General features: G+C 71.9%; 16 protein-coding genes. 6 read left to right on the top strand and 10 right to left on the bottom strand.

Annotated features, from left to right (window positions below):
• Nucleotides 1-116: 116 nt before the first annotated feature.
• Genes ACY0I8_RS10990 through ACY0I8_RS11005 form a run of 4 tightly spaced genes read right to left on the bottom strand, consistent with a single transcriptional unit; the run spans nucleotide 117 to nucleotide 2,773 of the window.
• Nucleotides 117-593 (bottom strand): hypothetical protein, encoded by a 477-nt coding sequence (locus ACY0I8_RS10990; protein ID WP_459940037.1) that lies wholly within the window; start codon nucleotides 591-593, stop codon nucleotides 117-119.
• Nucleotides 565-1,485, bottom strand: coding sequence for an RsmB/NOP family class I SAM-dependent RNA methyltransferase (locus ACY0I8_RS10995; RefSeq protein ID WP_459940036.1), 921 nt, complete (start codon nucleotides 1,483-1,485; stop codon nucleotides 565-567). The genes ACY0I8_RS10990 and ACY0I8_RS10995 overlap by 29 nt, the downstream gene beginning before the upstream one ends.
• 6 nt (nucleotides 1,486-1,491) lie before the next feature.
• A complete protein-coding gene (locus ACY0I8_RS11000; protein WP_459940035.1) occupies nucleotides 1,492-1,929 on the bottom strand; it encodes an OsmC family protein in 438 nt (145 codons plus the stop codon).
• 13 nt (nucleotides 1,930-1,942) lie between these two features.
• Nucleotides 1,943-2,773, bottom strand: a complete 831-nt coding sequence (locus tag ACY0I8_RS11005) for a TrmH family RNA methyltransferase (RefSeq protein ID WP_459940034.1) — start codon at nucleotides 2,771-2,773, stop codon at nucleotides 1,943-1,945.
• 161 nt (nucleotides 2,774-2,934) lie between these two features.
• On the opposite strand from ACY0I8_RS11005, the gene ACY0I8_RS11010 reads away from it, so the two are divergent.
• Nucleotides 2,935-4,128, top strand: a complete 1,194-nt coding sequence (locus ACY0I8_RS11010) for an FAD-dependent oxidoreductase (protein ID WP_459940033.1) — start codon at nucleotides 2,935-2,937, stop codon at nucleotides 4,126-4,128.
• A 93-nt stretch (nucleotides 4,129-4,221) separates the two neighbouring features.
• Here the strand turns inward: ACY0I8_RS11010 and ACY0I8_RS11015 are convergent, their stop codons facing one another.
• The 6 genes from ACY0I8_RS11015 to ACY0I8_RS11040 form a co-directional block, all read right to left on the bottom strand.
• Nucleotides 4,222-4,773 carry a rubrerythrin family protein gene (locus tag ACY0I8_RS11015; RefSeq protein WP_459940032.1) on the bottom strand — a complete coding sequence of 184 codons (552 nt, stop codon included), beginning with the start codon at nucleotides 4,771-4,773 and terminating at the stop codon, nucleotides 4,222-4,224.
• Nucleotides 4,774-4,843: 70 nt separating this feature from the next.
• A complete protein-coding gene (locus tag ACY0I8_RS11020) occupies nucleotides 4,844-6,091 on the bottom strand; it encodes a glycosyltransferase family 4 protein (RefSeq protein ID WP_459940031.1) in 1,248 nt (415 codons plus the stop codon).
• A gap of 16 nt (nucleotides 6,092-6,107) precedes the next feature.
• Entirely contained in the window at nucleotides 6,108-7,400 is a 1,293-nt protein-coding gene (locus ACY0I8_RS11025; RefSeq protein ID WP_459940030.1) for a glycosyltransferase, read from the bottom strand.
• A gap of 6 nt (nucleotides 7,401-7,406) precedes the next feature.
• On the bottom strand, nucleotides 7,407-8,594 hold the full coding sequence (locus ACY0I8_RS11030; RefSeq protein ID WP_459940029.1) for a cation:proton antiporter: 1,188 nt from the start codon (nucleotides 8,592-8,594) through the stop codon (nucleotides 7,407-7,409).
• Nucleotides 8,591-10,060, bottom strand: a complete 1,470-nt coding sequence (locus ACY0I8_RS11035) for a potassium channel family protein (RefSeq protein WP_459940028.1) — start codon at nucleotides 10,058-10,060, stop codon at nucleotides 8,591-8,593. The genes ACY0I8_RS11030 and ACY0I8_RS11035 overlap by 4 nt, the downstream gene beginning before the upstream one ends.
• 4 nt (nucleotides 10,061-10,064) lie before the next feature.
• On the bottom strand, nucleotides 10,065-10,655 hold the full coding sequence (locus ACY0I8_RS11040; protein WP_459940027.1) for a hypothetical protein: 591 nt from the start codon (nucleotides 10,653-10,655) through the stop codon (nucleotides 10,065-10,067).
• Between the two features lie 231 nt (nucleotides 10,656-10,886).
• Here ACY0I8_RS11040 and uvrC point away from each other — a divergent pair, with 231 nt between their 5' ends.
• The 5 genes from uvrC (at nucleotide 10,887) to ccsB (ending at nucleotide 16,012) form a co-directional block, all read left to right on the top strand.
• Nucleotides 10,887-12,761, top strand: a complete 1,875-nt coding sequence (uvrC, locus tag ACY0I8_RS11045) for an excinuclease ABC subunit UvrC (protein ID WP_459940026.1) — start codon at nucleotides 10,887-10,889, stop codon at nucleotides 12,759-12,761.
• A gap of 223 nt (nucleotides 12,762-12,984) precedes the next feature.
• Nucleotides 12,985-13,578, top strand: a complete 594-nt coding sequence (locus tag ACY0I8_RS11050) for a D-sedoheptulose 7-phosphate isomerase (protein WP_459940025.1) — start codon at nucleotides 12,985-12,987, stop codon at nucleotides 13,576-13,578.
• Entirely contained in the window at nucleotides 13,578-14,543 is a 966-nt protein-coding gene (locus ACY0I8_RS11055) for a GSU2086 family protein (protein ID WP_461394788.1), read from the top strand. The genes ACY0I8_RS11050 and ACY0I8_RS11055 overlap by 1 nt, the downstream gene beginning before the upstream one ends.
• The gene (locus ACY0I8_RS11060; protein WP_459940023.1) at nucleotides 14,540-15,163 is read left to right on the top strand and encodes a precorrin-2 dehydrogenase/sirohydrochlorin ferrochelatase family protein; all 624 of its coding nucleotides are present in this window, start codon (nucleotides 14,540-14,542) and stop codon (nucleotides 15,161-15,163) included. The genes ACY0I8_RS11055 and ACY0I8_RS11060 overlap by 4 nt, the downstream gene beginning before the upstream one ends.
• Before the next feature lie 9 nt (nucleotides 15,164-15,172).
• Nucleotides 15,173-16,012, top strand: coding sequence for a cytochrome c biogenesis protein (ccsB, locus tag ACY0I8_RS11065; protein ID WP_459940022.1), 840 nt, complete (start codon nucleotides 15,173-15,175; stop codon nucleotides 16,010-16,012).
• Nucleotides 16,013-16,066: the final 54 nt, after the last annotated feature.

Here is a 16,066-nt window from a genome sequence, read left to right on the forward strand (position 1 = left end):
CCCCGCCCTGGAACACGGGTCGGCCCAAGCGGCCGGGATCTTTAGCCGGAACCCGTTCCCCGCCCCCCCGGCAATACGTCCGAACGTATTCGTACCCCCGCGGAGGGTGGAGGGGGTCAGACGAGGGGTTCGTCCGGGCGGACCCGCAGGTGCTCCGTCACCGTGCGGGGCAGTTGGCCCACGAGCTGGCCCTCCCGCAGGAGCCCCACCCCGATCACCGCGCCCTCCCACCGGAGGAGCACGAACCCCCGGCCGGGGCGGTCCACCGGGATCGTCTGCCCCTGCAGGAGGGCCCGGAGTTGCTCGTCCCGGAGGTCCACGGCCCCGCCCCCGGCCCCGGACGCCAGGAGTTGGACCCCCCGGGTGGCCGGTTTGAACCGGCCCGGCCCCATCTCCTTGGCGAGCCGGAGCCCGCCCCCGGCGAGTTGGAGCGCCTCGGCCGCTTCGGCCGCCTCCCCGCGCACGGCGCACACGTACCCGCTGCGGCGAAAGAGCCGAAGGCCCTCAAACGCCTCCGGGGGCACGCCGAACCGCTCGCCGAAGTAGGCGATGACGGCCCGGGTCTCATCCGGGTTTAGCCAATCGAGCGACAAAGAAACCCTCCGAATCGAACCGGTGGGGATAGAGGCGGCGGGTCAGCGCGAGCTCAGGAGGGAACCGGCGCCCCTCCCACTCCGGAAGCCCCGGTTCGGCCGGCACGTCCACCGGCACCGGGAGCACCCGGGCCCCCTCGCGCTCCACCAGGCCGGCCAGGATCGCCTCGTTCTCCTCCGGGGCGTAGGTGCAGGTGGAGTACACGAGTTCGCCGCCCGGTTCCAGGACGTCCCAGGCCCTCTGGATGAGGCCCGTTTGTTGGCGCGCCAGGGCGGCCCGGAACTCCCCGGAGATCCTCCGGGGTTTGGCGTCGGGGCCGCGCCAGGTGCCCTCGCCAGAGCAGGGGGCGTCCACCAGCACCCGGTCGAACCGAAGCCGCTTGGGAAAGTTCTGGCCGGCGTAAGCGGTGATCAGGACCGACGCCGCGCCCATCCGCTCGAGGTTTGCGGCGAGCGACTTGATCCGCCGGCGGTTGGGCTCGTTGGCCACCACGAGCCCCCGGTCGTCCATCTCCTGCACGAGCAGGGTGGTCTTGGATCCCGGGGCCGCGCACAGGTCGAGCACCCGGTCCCCGGGGCGGGCCCCCAGGGCCCGGGCCGACACGGCCGACGACGCGCTCTGGATGTACACGAAGCCGAGCGCGTGGACCAGGGTGGCTCCGAAGGCGAACCCCTGGGGGGCCTCGATGACGCGAAGGAGATCCGGATACCAGGATTCCGGCCGGACTCGCACCCCGGCCCGGGACAGCCGGTTCACCACCCAGTCGGAGGCGGCCTTGCGAGGGTTGACCCGCAGATGGACCGGGGCCGGCGCCTCGTGGGCCGCGCAGAAGGCCGGGAAATCGGGCACGATCTCCCGGTACCGGGCGAACCGGTCGGCGAACCGGGACAAGGGGCCTTACTCCCCGAAGACGAGTTCGGTCTCGAGGGGGATGCCCTGGGCCACCGAGGCCGAAACGATGCAGTACTTCTTGAAGATCTCGTAACAGCCCTCGACCTTTCGGCGATCGGCCTCGGCGGCCCCGACCCGGATCCGGGCCCGGATCCGGACGACCCGCAACAGGCCCTCCTCGTTGCGGGCCACCTCGCCCTCCATGTCCATGGCCAGGGGGGCCTCGACCCGCTTCTTTTGGAGGCACAGGGCGAGGCTCGATAGGAGGCACCCCCCCACCGCCGTCAGAAGGTAGTCCATGGGGCACGGCGCCGCGCCGTCCCCCCCGAGGTCCTTGGGTTCGTCGAGGCCGTAGGGCGGCAGGTCGCGAACCCTCACGGTGGCCCGGAACCCGCCGGCATGCTCGATCGTCTGGGTGAAACGAAGGGTCTGGATCTGGGACATGGGAGCACCTCCATCAGGGAGTGTGGCAGGCTCCGGTTCGTCTCGGGTTCGCCCGCCTCTGGCGTTGGGCCTCGTAGAGGATCATGGCCGCGGCTGCCGCGACGTTGAGCGACTCCACGGCGCCTTCCATGGGCAGCGTGATCCGGAGATCCGTCAAGGCCGTAAGCCCGCGGCCCAGCCCCCCTCCCTCCTGGCCGAGGAGCAGGGCGAACCGGCCCGAGAGGTCGAGGGCGTCCGGGGGGGTGCCGCCCCGGCTCACCGTGGCGGCCGCCGGGAGGCCGGCGTCCCGGAGGAAGCCAGCCGGGTCGTCCACCCGCAGGGTCGGGAGCCGGAGCAGGGACCCGGCCGAGGCCCGCAGGGCCTTGGGATTTCCGGGGTCCGCAGCCCCCTTGACCAGAACGAGTCCCGCCGCGCCCGTGGCCTCGGCCGTGCGGGCGATCGTGCCCAGGTTCCCGGGTTCCTGGAGGCGGTCGAGCACCACCACGGGGCCGGGCCGTGTCAGGAGATCTTCGGCCGACCAGGCCGGGGCCTCGAAGGCCACCACCACGCCCTGGGGCGTGGCGGTGTCGGCGGCCTCCCGCACCGCGGCCCGGGTGGCGTGGGCCACCGGGTCGCCCCGGGCCCGGACGCGCCGGAACAGCCGGGCCTCGCGCTCCCCCCGCTCCTCCCAGCCCTCCTCCAGGAGCCACAGGCGCACCCGGAGCCCGGAGGCCAGCACCTCCTCGGCCAGGCGGATCCCCTCGGTCACCCATGCCCCCTCCCGCCGGCGGAACCGGCGGTCGGCGCCGAGGCGGGCGAGCCACCGGACGCGCTCGTTTCTGGGGGATCGGATCGTGTCCGCCACGGGCCGCGCCTCCTTTCCCTCCGTGGCCCCGCCGGGGGCCGCCCGGCCGGACCAGACTACCCTTCCGGGCCGGGGCCGGTAAAGCGCGGGGCTGGACACCCCCGCCGGGGTTGGTAGCCTTGCCGCCAACCGGAACCGGTCCCGAGAAGACGGAGGAACCGATGGCGGAGGCGAAAGCGGTTCTCTACGCGGTGCCCTGGTGCGAGAAATGCCGCGCCGTGCGCCAGATCCTCGACGCGGCGGGCGTGGGCTACGAGGTGGTGGACCCCGAGGCCGACCCCGAGGCGGGCCGGCGCCTGGAGGGGCTCACGGGGGGCGGGGTCGAGGTGCCCGCCGTGGAGGTGGGGGGGCGCCTCCTCGTCGATCCCGCCCCCGGGGAACTGGGCGAGGCCCTGGGATTCGACCCGGAGTCCCTGCCGCCGGCGTACGACGTGGCGATCCTGGGCGGCGGGCCCGCGGGCTTGACGGCGGCGATCTACACCGCCCGGGAGGGGCTGCGCACCCTCGTCCTGGAGGCGGCCATGCCGGGCGGGCAGGCCGCCCTCACCGACCGGATCGAGAACTACCCCGGGTTCCCGGAGCCCGTGAACGGCGCAGAGCTGATGGAACGGGTGTACCGCCAGGCCCTCAAGTTCGGGGCCGAGGTCCGGACGTTCGAAGGGGCCGAAGGGCTGGAGCCGGCCAGCACCCTGGTGCGGGTGCTCACCCCCCGGGCCGAGGTCCTGGCCTGCGGGGTGATCGTGGCCACGGGGTCGGTGTACCGGCGCATGGGGGTTCCGGGGGAGGAGGAGCTCGTGGGCCGGGGGGTGAGCTTTTGCGCCACCTGCGACGCCCCGTTCTTCAAGGGAAAGCACGTCGTCGTGGTGGGGGGCGGAAACTCGGCCCTCCAGGAAACCGTGCACCTGGCCCAGTACGCCGACCGGATCACCCTGGTGCAGAACCTCGACCGGCTCACCGCAAGCCGGGTGCTCCAGGAGCGGGTGCGGGCGTTGCCCCAGGTGGAGATTCGGCTGGGCCAGCGCGTCCGGCGGGTGCTTGGGACCGACGGGGTGGAGGGGGTAGAGGTGGAGGACGCGGCCACCGGCCGGGTGGAGACGGTCCCCTGCGACGGCGTGTTCGTGTTCATCGGGCTCCAGCCCAACGCGGGGTTCCTGAGGGGCACGGTGGAGCTCGACGAGGGCGGCTTCGTGAAGACCGACCCGGCCACCCTCGCCACCTCGATGCCCGGGGTGTTCGCCGCCGGCGACGTGCGTTCGGGGAGCCGCAAACAGATCACCTCGGCCGTGGGGGAGGGAACCGTGGCCGCCTTCATGGTGGCCGAGTGGATCGAGCGCCGGCACCGGGGGGGTGGCTGACCCGGACCGGGAGGCCGCCCGCGCGTTCCACCCGAGCGGAAAAGGCCGGCCCCCGCGGGGGCCGGCCTTCGGGTCCGGCGGAGAAGGCCGCGGTCACACCTCGTGGGCCTCGAACTTCTCCTTGGCGCAGCCGCACACCGGACACTTGTCGGGGGCCTCTCCCCGCACCGTGTACCCGCACACCGGGCAGATGTGGAGGGTGCCGAACGAGATGTCCTTGCCCTGGTCCACGGCGGCCTTGGCCTCCTCGTAGAGCGCCTTGTGGACCTTCTCGGTCTCCAGGGCGTAGTGGAAACTGCGAGCCGCGGCGTTCTCGCCCTGGAACTCGGCCACCTGCTTGTAGACCGGGTACATCTGCTCGATCTCGAAGGTCTCGCCGTCGATGCCGCCCTGGAGGGCCTGGCTCGTGGTCTGGTACCCGAACACCCCGCCGGCCGTCACCGCCGTGTCGCCCACCTGGTCCTTGAGCACCCGGTAGTGGTTGCCGGCGTGGATCCACTCGGCCCGGGCCACGGCCCGGAACAGCCGGGCCACCCCGGGGAACCCCTCCTTCTCTGCCAGATCGGCCCAGTGCAGGTAGCGCATGTGGGCCATGGACTCCCCGCCGAACGCGCTCTTCAGGTTGGCCTCGGTCATCGCGTTCATGAACTCTCCTCCTCTCTGGGTGAGAAAACGGGCAAACGTCGCCGAAAAGATAGCCAGGCGGCCTTCGAAGTCAAGCCACCGTCCGTTCGAGCAGGGGCAGGATCTCCCTCGTGTAGAGGTTGTCCCATACGTAGTGGCGGATCACGTGGCGGAACATGCTCTGGGTGTTGTTGCTCCGGGCGATGGCGAGCACCTTCTCCGCAATGGCCTCCGGGGACTCGTCGAGGCCGAAGTAGGTGACGTTGTCGCCCCCGATCTCCCGGAACGGAGGGATGTCGGAGCACACGATGGGCAGCTTGATCATGCCGGCCTCCAGGAGCGGGATCCCGAACCCCTCCTGGACGCTGGGGAGAAAGAGCACGTCGGCCAGGAGGTAGAGGTCCCGGATGGTGATCCGGTCGGCCGTCAGGCGCTCCCCGCTCCGGAACCGGTACTCGGCCATGATCAGGATGTCGTCGAGCACCCCGAGATCCCGGGCGAGGTGGCGGAGCTTCCGGTAGTACGCCAGGGTCTTCTCCTCGTGGGGGTCGTAGGCCCCGGTCAGCAGGAGCCGGGCCTTGAGCCCCCTGTCCTGGAGGGCCCGCACCACCCGGATCGACAGCTCGATGTTCTTGCGGGGGTGAAGCCGGGAGGGGTGCACCAGCAGGAAGTCAGCCTCGAACAGCCGCTGTTCCTGGATCACCCGCACCGTGGTGGGGTCGAGCCGGAAGAACCGGATCGGGTCGATGCCGTTGGGCACCACGTGGATCTCGGCGCCGGGGCCGTAGAGGGCCTGGAACTGCTCCCGCCGGGCCTCGGTGATGGTGACGTAGGTCACGTTGGGGTTGTACCGGCGCAGGATCTCCCACACGGGGTGCGAGAGCCGGGGGGCCATGTGGTCGTAGAAGAAGGGGCTGTCGTGGTTCCAGGCCACCACCCGGATCGCCCCCTCGTCGGCCAACCGGTGGAGGGCCCGGGCCAGGGGCAGGTTGTAGGCCATGGCGAGCACGTTGTGGGCGATGACCACCTCGAACCCAGCCAGGGTCTCGGCGAGGTAGGAGTGGACCTCGTCGGTCACCCGGTCCAGCGTGCGGGGGTCCTCCCGCCCGATCTCCTGGGCCCGGGCCACCCGTTCGTACCGGGACCCGAGCTTGGGGTTGATCTCCACGGGGTACTCGTCGGTGAACGGCCCCCCGGCGCCGGCCACGATCTTCACGGGGTGGAAGTGGCGCCGGAACAGGGAGGCCTGCTGGCGCACCACCTCCTCCACACCGCCTACCACCGGCGGGCAGGAGTAGTGGACGAGGGCGATCGGGAGTTTGGGCTGGGAACCGGGCATCGGTTGCCTCCGGGGCTCAGGGTTCCAGGAGTTGGCCGTTGCAGCACCGGATGAGGTGGAGGAGTTTCTCCTCTAGCACCTCGAAGCTGAAGAACCTTCGGGCGATCTCGTAGTTTCGGTCCACCATGGCCCGGCGCCGAGCGGGGTTCGAGAGGACCTCCCGGATCTGGTCCACGGCCTGGTGGGTTGCAAAGCCCTCGATCTCGATCACGTCGAAGCCCCTCGGTTCGATGTCGGCCACGTAGATCGAGTACCGGTTCACCACGATGGGTTTGCGGAAGTAGATCGCCTCCAGGAACGCGTTTCCGAACCCCTCGTAGCCGCTGGGGTAGGTCACGAGGTCCGCGGCCTGGTAGGCGTCGGCGATGGTGTAGAGGCGCTCTCCCCGGTCGTTCGTGCCCCGCTCGGAGGCGATCAAGTGGTCGATAAAGACGAGCTCCACCCCCAGGTTCTCCGCGTATTCCTTCACCCGCAAGGTGTACTCGTCGCCCTCGTCCCCCGAACCGTGGGAGATCACGAGCCGCGGCTTGGGGAGCTGGAGGTAGCGGACGATCTCGATGGACCGCTCGATCCACTTGCGGGGCACCACCCGGGTGGGCTGGAGCACCAGGACGTCGTCGTCCCCGAACCCGAGCCGCGCCCTGAGGCTCCGGCAGTACTCGTCGCACGGCGGCGGGGGGTTCGCGAAGTCATACACGTTGGGTACCACCGTGTTCGACACACCCCGCCGGTGGGCGAGTTGTTCGGACGCGAGGGAGTTGATCACCACGTGCTGGATGCTCGGGAGATCCGGCGGAAACGCGCAGTCTAAAAGATCGCGGCAGGCGCTCACCAGGAACCGGTCGCGCTCCCAGGAGAAATCGTGGTGGTGGGCGATGGTGGGGATGCCGGTCTCGGCGACGAACTCGGCCGTGGCGAGCCCCAGGGGGATGTTGAGCGGGATCGCCAGGATGTTCTCGGGGATCAGGAGGTCGATTTCGAACCGGTCCCGAAACGCGTAGAGGGCCTCCTTGAACTCGGCGGCGAGTTCCCGGATGCGCTCGCTGGCCCAACGGGGCCGGGTTTTCCGGCCGAACAGCACGGCCTGGAGTTCCAGGATCTCAGGGTGGAGGAAGTGGAACCGGGGCCCCAGCATCGAGCGGTCGGCCGGCCGGTCGAGCTCCCCGGCCAGGTAGAAGCAACGGTACCCGTTTCGTTCGAGCACCCGGGCCCACTTGTCGAGCTCCAGCGACACCCCGTCGGTACCCGCGATGCGGGTCGAGACGAACCCCACGTTGCGGATGGCGGACGGTCGGCAGTCGGTCGGCATGGCGCGTCACCTCCGGTCTGGATCGGGAGTCGGGGGGGCGGCCACCAGGCGAAACAGGTACGGGAAGATAAGGCTCGAGGCCATGGCTGCCAACACCAGGGCCCCGGTGAGCCGCGGGGTCAAGAGGCCCATGCGCTCCCCGAGGGCCCCGGCCACTACCATCATCGAAAGGGGGGCCGCGAGCAGGAGCGCCATGGCTCCCCCGTCGCGCAAAGAGTGGCCGAGTTTGGGGGCCAGGGCCACCACCGGGGCCCGGGCCGCCAGGGCCGCCAGGGTGAGCACCCCGGCCCAGGCCAACACCCCGGGGTCGGTCAGCAGGGCGGGGGGAAGGTCGGCGCCCACCCCCACAAAGAAAAACGGGGTGAAGAACCCAAACCCCACGGCGTTCACCTTGTCCTCGAAAAGCCCCTTGTTGGGGAACACGTAGCTCGTGATGAGCCCGGCCATGAACGACCCCAGGATCGGCTCGACCCCGGCCGCCTCGGCCAGCACGGCCCCGGCGAAGGCTAGCACGATCACGCCCCGGATGCCCTCCTCGGCGGGGTCCTGGCTCGTCATGACCCGCTCGACCCAGTCGGGATGCCACCAGCCCAGGAGGTAGATGACGTGGAGGGTTACCGCGGCCGCCCCGAGGAGCCCGGCGAGTTTGGCGAGCATCCACAGGGCGTGCACCGACACGCCGTGGGCCGCGTAGGAGTCGGCCGCCGTGAGCACGAGGATGCACACCACCTCTCCCACCAGGGCGAACCCGATGAGGTCGCGGCCCAGGGCCGTGCGGGCGTGGCCGGTCTCCTTGAGCACCGGGATCACGATGCCGGCCGAGATCATGGCGGCGCAAAGCCCCAGGTACGCCGGGACCCCGGCCGCGCCGAAGGCGAGCGCCGCACCCCCCAAGGAGGCCGCGGCGGCCAGGGCGTAGGCCAGGGGCCGGCGCGATCCGGCCATGGCCCGAAGGTCGAGCTCCATGCCGGCGATGAACATGAGGTAAAGGAATCCGAGTTCCCGCAGGAGCCGGAACCACTCGGGCTGACCCCGGAGCAGGGTGTGGAAGAGCACGGCGCCGTAGAGGATCTCGAGCACCGGGGCCGGCACCCGAAGCCGCCGAGACACGAAGGGCGCCAGGGCCGCTCCGCCCACGATCAGGAACAGCCCCAGGTGCTCGGGGTTCACCCCGTGGTGGGGCGCCGGGCTCACAGGGCCTCCTCGTCGGGGGGCAGAAGCAGGGTGCTCGCCGGGCAGTGGCGCACCACGAGCCAGGGCGGATCGGGCTGGAGGAGGGACCGGAGGAACCCCGGTCGCCTCCACCCGCCGGTGTCGAGCACGGCCAGGTGGTATCCGTGGAGGGCCTCCTCGGTCGCCCGTACCGGGTTCCCCGCGAGTTCCTCCACCTCGATCCGCACCCGGTGGGCCAGCGCCATCTCGGCGATGATCTTCCGGATCTCCTCGGGATCCGACAGGTCTTCGGGGGCCGCCATGTGGGGCGACGGCAGGCTCAGGAGCACCGCGGCCTCTGCCCCGAGGACCGGGGCGATCTCGGCCAGGGCCTCCACGGCGTGCTCCACGTCGACCCCGGGCACCGCCGGCACGGCGAGCCGTTCGTAGGGAAACGTGCCGGCCGCGAGCAGCAGGGGGGCCGCCCGCTGCTCCACCAACTCCCGGAGGAACGCCTTGCGGCCGGCATCGGTGCGGGGCACGCCTCCGGCGAAGAGGCAGCGCCGACAGACCACCACGAGCCCGTCCCCGCCCTGGCGGGGCGGCGGCCAGGCCCCGGGGAGCGGCCCCTCGGCGGCGAGGACCTCCTCCGGTTCGACCCCGGCGGCGGACCACCGGGATTCCAGAACGGCCCGCCGGTCCCGCGCATCGCCGGCGAGCACGAGCCGCATGGGCTCCAGGGGGAACGTCCGGGCCACGTAGGCGAGTTCCTGGAAGAATCGGTCGTCCTCGCCGCCGAAGAGGCAGGCCGTGAGCACCGAGCCGTACTCCAGGGGGAACTGCCGGAAGCTCAGGGTCAGCAGTTCCACCACCGTGCGAAGCGCCCCCGGGTCGCCGGCCAGGACGACCCGGTCCCCGCCCCGGAGCACGGTGTTCCCGTGGGGCACCACGATCTCCTCGCCCCGGTACACCAGCGCCACCTGCCAGCGCCGGGGCCGGAGCGCCGAGAGGGGCTTCCCCACGAGCCGGGACCGGGGGTGAACGTCGGCCTCCACGATCTCGTCGCGCCCGAGGCCGATGCCCTGGGCCACCCTGGCCCGGGACTCGATGCGGTTCCGAAGGGCGATGGCCCCCAGTTCCAGCACCCCCTCCACCTCGACCCCGAGGGCCCGGAACGCCTCGATCCCGGCCGGCGTGATCCCAACCGCCACGATCCGGGGCACGTCGAAGTGCTCCCGGAGCACCCGGGCCACCTCCAGGTTGACCCGCTCGGAGGTCACCGTGAGGGCCACCACCTGGGCGTCGGCTGCGCCGGCGTCCTCAAGCACCAGCCGGCTCGTGGCGTCCCCCTCCACGGTCCGCACCCGGCCCTGGCGAACCTCCCGGGCCCGCTCCAGGGCCCCGGGGTCCCGGTCCACGCAGACCACGTCCAGGTCCCGGGACAGCCGCTCCAGGAGCTCCTGGCCCACCCGGCCGGCGCCCACCACGAGGCAGGTGGCCCGCTGCATGGCGCTACGCCGTCAGGAGCCGCAGCTCGATCGCCCGGGCCGCCTCCACCAGCGCCCGGGCCAGGTCCTCGAACTGGCCCTCGGTGAGGGTGACCCGGTCGCCGGCCGTGACGAGCTTCACCTTGCCCCCGGGGTAGCGGAGTTCGAGGGTCGATTCGCCGAGGGCCTCCAGGGCCCGCCGGTCCAGGGGTCCGCCCCGAAGCGCCGCCCGGTAGAGCTGGAGAAACAGGGGGACCCACGGGGGGGCCTTGGCCAGGGCCCCCGGGGTGCCGGCCAGGGTCTCGACCCCAGCGGTGGTTTCGGGAAGCGGCGGAAGCTCCCGGAGCCCCAGGGCCCGGGCGAGGAAGGCCCGGAAGTGGTCCCCGAGCGCCAGCACGGCCACGTCGGTGAGCCGGTCGGGCGCGGCCTCTAGGGCTCCCCGAACGGCCGCGAGCTCCGGCCCGAGTTGGGCGGCCGAGGCCGCCGGGTTGTTCACGAGGTCGGCCACCCGCTTCGTGGCCAGCCGGAGCCCGTACTCGGCGGCCCTCACGAACCCGAGCACCCCCTCGACCGCCTCTTCGAAGGCCCAGAGGGCCCGTTCCACATCGCTCGCCATGGTGACTCCTTGGACGGCTAGGAAGCTGGAAGGCTGGAAAGCGGGGAGGCCCAACCTCCTTCTTTCCGGCCGGGCTTTCTTCGCGCACCCGAACGGTCGGATACTGTAACGACAAGCGCGGGGGAGGCAAGCGGCGCGCCGTTCGGATGCCGAGGCGGGAACACCACGGAGGACACGGAGAACACGGAGGGAGCGGGAGTCCGGCTCTTTTCGTGTTCCTTGCAAGGTGAGATGACAACTCAAACTCCCGTGGACGAATTGGAACAGAAGGTCTCCCGGTTCCCCACCCGGCCCGGCGTCTACCTCATGAAGGACGCCGAGGGGCGGGTCCTGTACGTGGGCAAGGCCAAGAACCTCCGGGCCCGGGTGCGCACCTACTTCCGGGAAGGGGCCGACGGCCGGCTCCGGGTGCGGTTCCTGATGGCCCGGGTGGCCGACATCGACTTCGTGGTGACCGACACGGAAAAAGAGGCCCTGATCCTCGAAAACACCCTGATCAAGCGCCACCGGCCCCGGTACAACGTGGACCTCCGGGACGACAAGACCTACCTCTCGCTCCGGCTCGACGTGCAAAACCCCTTCCCCCGGCTCACCACGACCCGCCGCATCGTGCCCGACGGCGCCCTCTACTTCGGCCCCTACTCCTCGGCCCGGGCCCTCCGGGAGACCGTGGAGCTCATTCAGCGCATCTTCCCCCTGCGCCAGTGCCGGGACCGGGAGTTCCGGGCCCGCACCCGGCCCTGCCTCTATTGCCAGATGCGGGGGTGCCTGGCCCCGTGCTGCGGCCGGGTCACGCCCGAGGCCTACCGGGAGATCGTGGACCAGGTGGTGGCGTTTCTGAAGGGGCGGGGCCGCGAGCTCCTCGACGACCTGAGGGCCCAGATGGCCCAGGCGGCCGAGCGGCTCGAGTTCGAGGAGGCCGCCCGGCTGCGCGACCGGATTCGGGCGGTGGAGGAGACCCTGGAACGCCAGAAGGCCGTGACCCACCGGCCCGTGGACCGGGACGTGGTGGGCTGGGTCCGGGAGGGGGGGGAGGCCGAGGTGGTGGTGCTGGTGGTCCGAAGCGGCAACCTGATCGACCGCCGGTCCTACTACCTGGACCGGTTGGAAGAAGACGACGCCGAGGTCATGGCCCAGTTCCTGCGGCAGTACTACCGGGGCGACCGGATCGTGCCGGCCGAGGTGGTGGTGGGCGTGGACGTGGGGCCCGAGGAGGCCGGCGTGCTGGAGGAGTGGCTCGGGGAAAAGCGCGGGGGGCGGGTCCGGGTGGTGCACCCCAAGCGGGGGGAGCGCCGGGAGCTCGTGCGCATGGCCGAGGGGAACGCGGCCGAGCTCCTCGAGGAGCGGCGGAAGACCAAGGTCGGTTACGAGGCGGCCCTGGCGGAACTGCGGGACCGGCTGGGCCTGCCCGACCTGCCGCGCCGGATCGAGGGGTACGACATCTCCAACCTCCAGGGCCGGGAGGCCGTGGGGAGCATGGTGGTGTTCACCGACGGGTTCCCCGACCCCGGGGCGTACCGGCGGTTCCTCATCCGCACCGTGGAAGGGGCCGACGACTTCGCCTCGCTCTACGAGGTGCTTCGCCGGCGGCTGGGCCGGCGGGGTCAACCGGGGTGGGAGCTGCCGGACCTGGTGCTGATCGACGGGGGCCGGGGGCAGGTGGCGGCCGCCGCCAAAGCCTTGGAGGACGAGGGGATTGCCGTGCCCCTGGCCGGCATCGCCAAGGCCCGGGTGCTCCCGGGCCGGGGCCCCGAGGTGGAGCACTCGGCCGAGCGGATCTTCCTCCCCGGCCGCTCGAACCCGGTGGGGTTCGGCCGGAACAGTTCGGGGCTCTTCCTGCTCCAGCGGGTCCGGGACGAGGCCCACCGGTTCGCCGTGGCCTTCCACCGAAAACGGCGGGCCCGGGCGAGCCTGCGCTCGGCCCTGGAGGGGGTGCCGGGCCTCGGCCCCAAGCGCCGCAGGGCGCTTCTGCGCCATTTCGGAAGCCTCAAGCGCCTGGCCGAGGCCTCGGCCGACGAGATCGCCGCCGTCCCCGGCATCCCCCGTCCGGTGGCCGAACGGGTGGCCGAGGCCTTGGGCCGGCCGGACCGGGCCCCCGACGCTTGACACCCCTTGCGACGGGCCCCTATGCTCCGCTGTTTCGGCGGCGGGACGGCTAGGCGGCTGGGCGGCCGGGCAGCTAGGCAGTTAGGCAGCGGGGCGGCTGGTTTTTTCCGCCTTCTAGCCTTCTAGCCTTCTAGCCTTCTAGCTTCCCAGCTTCCCAGCTTCCCAGCTTTCCAGCTTTCCAGCTTTCCATCGGTGCCAGCCCAACACGGGCGAGCGGAGGTTCATGGGGTTGGACACACACGAGCGGGTTCGCGCACACTGGGCCGAGGCGGCCCGCACCCTGGAGCGGTTCGCCGAGGACGCGGCGGCCGAGACGGCCCGGGTGGCCGAGGCCGTGGCCGGGCGGTTGCGGGGGGGCGGGAAGCTCCTCGCCTTCGGGAACGGCGGGTCGGCGGCCGACGCCCAGCACCTGGCGGCCGAGTTCGTGAACCGGTTCCTGCGGGACCGGCCGCCGCTCGCGGCGGTGGCCTTGACCACCGACACCTCCGCGCTCACGGCGATCGGGAACGACTTCGGGTTCGACGAGGTGTTCGAAAAGCAGGTGCGGGCCCTGGCCCGGCCCGGCGACGTGGCCGTGGGCATCTCCACGAGCGGCCGGAGCCCCAACGTGCTCCGGGGGCTTCGGGCGGCCCGGGAGGCCGGGTGCCTGTGCGTGGGGCTCACGGGCGAGGCCGGGGCCGCCATGGCCGAGGCCTGCGACCACCTGATCCGGGCCCCGAGCCGCCACACCCCCCGGATCCAGGAGTGCCACGTGGCCTGGATCCACGCCCTGTGCGACCTGGTGGACGAGATCCTCTTTCCCGCGGAACCCGCCTGATGGCCAAGCGCTTTCCCCCCCACGCCGAGCTCGACCCGGCCGGCGCCGACACCTACCCGCTGGCCGAGCGGCCGAGCAAGGTGCACCGGAAGGACTTCCGGCCCCCCTTCCGGCCGGGCGGGAGCTTCCGGGCGTTCGTGGAGAGCCTGCCGGCCTTCCTCCAGGCCGAGGACCTGCGGGCCCTGGCCGGGGCCGTGGCCGAGGCCCACCGGGCCGACCGGGTGGTGCTCCTGGGCCTCGGGGCCCACAACATCAAGGTGGGCCTCCAGCCCCTGTACGCCGACCTCATGGCCCGGGGGCTCCTGAGCGGCGTCGCGGTGAACGGGGCCTGCGTGGTCCACGACTTCGAGCTCGCGGCCGCGGGCCACACCTCCGAGGACGTGGCGGCCCAGCTCCGGGAGGGGCGGTTCGGCATGGCCCGGGAGACGGGCGAGTGGGTGAACCGGGTGGTCCGCCGGGCCCGGGACCGGGGCCTGGGCCTGGGCTACGCGGTGGGCGAGGCGATCTGGGAGGACGGGCTCCCCTATCGGGAGTCGAGCCTGCTCGCCGCGGCCTACCGCCACGGGGTCACGGCCACGGTCCACGTGGCCGTGGGGACCGACATCGTGCACATGCACCCGGGGTGCGACGGCGCTGCCCTGGGCGAGACGAGCCTGAGGGACTTTCGGAAGTTCGCGGCCCTGGTGGCCGAGCTGGAAGGGGGGGTGTACCTGAACGTGGGAAGCGCCGTGGTGCTCCCCGAGGTGTTCCTGAAGGCCCTGACCCTGGCCCGGAACCTGGGCCGCGAGGTGGCCCATTTCACCACGGCGAACCTCGACTTCGTGCGCCACTACCGGCCCAGCGTGAACGTGGTGGGCCGGCCCACGGGCGGGGGCGGCCGGGGCATTCACCTGACCGGGCCCCACGAGATCCTGGTGCCGCTCCTGTTCGGGTGGGTGCTGGAGCTTCTGGAAGGGGGGCCGTGAGCCGCCCGCGCTACCCGGTCTTCCTGGACCTGCGGGGGAAGCCCGTGCTCGTGGTGGGCGCCGGCCGGGTGGCCGAGCGGAAGATCCGGGGGCTTCTGGCGTGCGGGGCGCGGGTGCGGGTGGTGGCGCCCGAGGCGGCCGTGGGGGTTCGGGGGCTCGCCGAGGCGGGGGTCGTGGAGTGGGTGCGGCGGCGGTTCGAGCCCGAGGATCTGGGCGGCATGGTCCTTGCTTTCGTGGCCACCTCCGATCCGGCGGCGAACCGGGCCGCGGCGGCCGAGGCGGCCGCCCGGGGCGTGTGGGCCAACGTGGTCGACGACCCCGAGGGGAGCCCGGTCCACGTGCCGGCCGTGTGGCGGCAGGGGGACGTGGCGGTGGCCGTGTCCACGGCCGGGGCGTCACCCGAGCTGGCGGCCTGGCTTCGCGACCGGATCGCGGCGGCACTGCCGGGGCGCCTGGGCGATCTGGCGGAGTTCGTACGTCGTGTGCGCCAAATGGCCCAGCCGGGCGCCGTGTCGCGCCTGCTCGCCCGGGGCGTGGCCGAGGATTTCGCCCGGGGCGACCGGGCCGCGGCCGAACGCAAAGCGGCCGAGGTGCTTTCCGGATCGGAGCGGGAGGGGTAGGGAGGAGCCATGAGCGTCTGGATGTTGAAGGGAACCGCCCTGGTGTACCTCTTGGCCATGGTGCTTCAGTTGGCCCACCTGGTGACCCTGCAGGAGCCCGTGCGGCGGTGGGCCCACCGGGCCACCTGGGCCGCGTTCGGGCTCCACACGCTTTCGATCGTGGTGCGGTTCGCCGAGGCCGGGTACACCCCGGTGACGAACCTCCACGAGGCCCTGAGCTTTTTCGCCTGGTGCGTGACGCTCCTCTATCTCGTCCTCCAGTTCCGGTTCCAGGTGCCGACCCTGGGGGCCTTCGCCACCCCGTTCGCGGTCGTGTTCGTGCTGGGGGCCATGGCCGTCCCGGGCGATGTGCAGCCCCTGCCGGCGGCGCTCCAGTCCTGGTGGCTCCCGGTACACGTGGGGCTCCTGTTCTTGGGCGACGGCGCCTTCGCCGTGGCCGCCGCGGCCGGCGTCATGTACCTGCTCCAGGAGCGGCAGTTGAAACGAAAGCGGCTCGGGGCCTTGTTCCGGCGGCTCCCCAGCCTTGACGTGCTGGACGAGCTCAACTACCGGTGCCTTACCCTGGGCTTCCCCCTCCTGACCGTGGGCATCATCACGGGGGCCATCTGGGCCCAGCAGGCCTGGGGCACCTACTGGAGCTGGGACCCCAAGGAGACCTGGTCGCTCATCACCTGGTTTCTTTACGCCGCGCTCCTGCACGGCCGGCTCACCGTGGGGTGGCGGGGCCGGCGGGCGGCCATCTGGTCGCTCGTGGGGTTCGCATCGGTGCTGTTCACGTTCCTGGGCGTCAACTTCATCCTGCCCAAACTGATCCCGGGGCTCGAAAGCCTCCACATCTACACCGGATGAGGGGCCGAGAGAGGCGCACATGGACATCCTCGTCGTCGGGTTGAGCCACAAGAC

Source organism: Deferrisoma sp. (genome assembly GCF_054681715.1).

Excerpts from the sequence above, each read along its gene's own strand:
- ACY0I8_RS11055 (WP_461394788.1), top strand. The coding sequence starts at position 13,578 with ATGGCCAAGCGCTTTCCCCCCCACGCCGAGCTCGACCCGGCCGGCGCC.
- ACY0I8_RS11025 (WP_459940030.1), bottom strand. The coding sequence starts at position 7,400 with ATGCCGACCGACTGCCGACCGTCCGCCATCCGCAACGTGGGGTTCGTC.
- ACY0I8_RS11050 (WP_459940025.1), top strand. The coding sequence starts at position 12,985 with ATGGGGTTGGACACACACGAGCGGGTTCGCGCACACTGGGCCGAGGCG.
- ccsB (WP_459940022.1), top strand. The coding sequence starts at position 15,173 with ATGAGCGTCTGGATGTTGAAGGGAACCGCCCTGGTGTACCTCTTGGCC.
- ACY0I8_RS11000 (WP_459940035.1), bottom strand. The coding sequence starts at position 1,929 with ATGTCCCAGATCCAGACCCTTCGTTTCACCCAGACGATCGAGCATGCC.
- ACY0I8_RS11040 (WP_459940027.1), bottom strand. The coding sequence starts at position 10,655 with ATGGCGAGCGATGTGGAACGGGCCCTCTGGGCCTTCGAAGAGGCGGTC.
- uvrC (WP_459940026.1), top strand. The coding sequence starts at position 10,887 with ATGACAACTCAAACTCCCGTGGACGAATTGGAACAGAAGGTCTCCCGG.
- ACY0I8_RS11010 (WP_459940033.1), top strand. The coding sequence starts at position 2,935 with ATGGCGGAGGCGAAAGCGGTTCTCTACGCGGTGCCCTGGTGCGAGAAA.
- ACY0I8_RS11015 (WP_459940032.1), bottom strand. The coding sequence starts at position 4,773 with ATGAACGCGATGACCGAGGCCAACCTGAAGAGCGCGTTCGGCGGGGAG.
- ACY0I8_RS11035 (WP_459940028.1), bottom strand. The coding sequence starts at position 10,060 with ATGCAGCGGGCCACCTGCCTCGTGGTGGGCGCCGGCCGGGTGGGCCAG.
- ACY0I8_RS11020 (WP_459940031.1), bottom strand. The coding sequence starts at position 6,091 with ATGCCCGGTTCCCAGCCCAAACTCCCGATCGCCCTCGTCCACTACTCC.